The sequence below is a fragment of the Trebonia sp. genome (assembly GCF_049794275.1).
In the GTDB taxonomy this organism is placed as follows: Bacteria; Actinomycetota; Actinomycetes; order Streptosporangiales; family Streptosporangiaceae; genus Trebonia.
In genome coordinates this window covers 1-1,623 of record NZ_JBARCR010000893.1, presented here as the reverse complement: position 1 = coordinate 1,623, position 1,623 = coordinate 1, and the positions used below count along the sequence as shown (strand labels likewise).

Genomic DNA, 1,623 nt, shown 5'->3' with positions numbered 1-1,623 from the left:
GCCTTGCGCCGCTCGGTGAACTCGGCCGGATCGGCGCTGTACAGCTCGTCCGCGGCGGCGGTTACCCGGTCGCCGCCGGCGGGACCGGGGTTAGCGTCGCGCGGCTCGTCGCCGTCTCGGCCCGCCGGACCCCTTTTCGCCACGTACCGGTCATGCCCCGGTTCGCAGCCCCGCGAACAGATCGTCTTCGGGCAGCGGCGCGCCCGTTGTGTCGGCCGCCCGGATGAAGTACTCGTATCCGAAGGCCTCCTCGACGATCTCCGGCGGGATCTTGCCGAACCAGGAGTCGCCGTTGATCTGAGTGCCGTGCGCGAACAGTGCCTCGCGCTTGCGCTCGAGGACCGGGCGGATGTCGATCGTGGTCGTAATCCGCTCCTCGGACTGCACCGCCCGCCGGGTGCGTTCCTCGTCGTCCTCCCAGGTCGGCACCTCCGCGCCGGCCGCGCGCAGCGCCTCCCATATCTTTCGCCAGGAGCTGCCGCGCATCGTCGACAGGTAGAGCTTCGCCGGGATGCCGGTTTCTGCCGCGGCGGCTTGCGCGGCGCGGCTGGCGTGCACATGGTCCGGGTGCTGGTAGGCGCCCTGGTCGTCGTAGGTGACGAGGACCTGCGGACGGTACTTGGCGATGAGGCCGCCGATCCGGCCCGCTACTTCCTCGAGTGGCACATTCGAGAACGCGTCCGGCCGGTCCTTGTACTCCCAGTCCGGCATGCCCGAGTCGTGGTACCCGAGCGTTTCCACGTCGCTGACCTTGAGGATCCTGGCCGATTCTTCGAGCTCGGCCAGACGCAGCCGGGCGACTGCCTCCGGGTCGTGGCCGGGCTGGCCGGGCTTGATCCCGCCGGGGGCGTCCCCGTACTGGCCGTTGGTGCAGGTGACAACCACTGTTCGGATGCCCTGGTCGGAGTAGGTAGCGAGGATGCCGCCACCGGACGCTTCGTCGTCGGGGTGGGCGTGTACCGCCATCAAGGTGAGAGGCTCTGCCATACCCACCAGCCTGCCATGCTTCGCCGGGTGCGCCGTCCGGTCGGGTCAGCCGGCCAGAGGTGCCCGGACGATCAGGGCGCCCGGTTGCACCGACACAGTAAGGGTCCGGTCCGGCGTGACGAGCTCCCCGTCCACTTCGCGGGGGAGCGTGGAGTGCGCGGTGATCTGCACCGTGCGCGCCTGGAATCGCACCAGGTGCCGGTCCTGGTGCCGGCTGTGCGTCAGCACGCGGGTGGCGACCTTAGGCCAGCCGAACGGGCCGTGCGGCGCGAGGATCCCGACGTCGAGCAGCCCGTCGTCGATGCGGGCGTCGGGCAGCAGCGTGAACCCGCCGGGCAGCAGCCCGGAGTTGCCGACGACCACCGACCGCGCGTCGCGCTCGACCGGTGCCCCGCCGTCCATGCTGATCGTGAACCTGGCCGGCGGCAGCGCGAGGTGGACCGCCCCGGACATCGCGTAGGCGAGCCAGCCGAAGTGGTGCTTGAGCCTGGTCGCCGCCACGACCGCCGCGTCGAGGCCCATGCCCGCCATCGCGGTGAACGGCGCCCCGTCGGCAGTGGCCAGGTCGATCCGGCGGTCCGCACAGCGGGTGCCGCGGGTGCCCAGCACGACGGCGAGCGCGGCCCTGGCGTGCGC

General features: G+C 71.5%; 2 protein-coding genes. Both read right to left on the bottom strand.

The window, feature by feature from the left end:
• Positions 1 to 150: 150 nt before the first annotated feature.
• On the bottom strand, positions 151 to 987 hold the full coding sequence (locus WA805_RS22980) for a PIG-L family deacetylase (protein WP_422281003.1): 837 nt from the start codon (positions 985 to 987) through the stop codon (positions 151 to 153).
• A gap of 45 nt (positions 988 to 1,032) precedes the next feature.
• A partial coding sequence (locus WA805_RS22975) for a diacylglycerol/lipid kinase family protein (protein ID WP_425243379.1) occupies positions 1,033 to 1,623 on the bottom strand: 591 nt, incomplete at its 5' end.

Bases quoted from the DNA above. Each gene is read 5' to 3' on its own strand.
- WA805_RS22980 (WP_422281003.1), bottom strand. From the start codon at position 987: ATGGCAGAGCCTCTCACCTTGATGGCGGTACACGCCCACCCCGACGAC.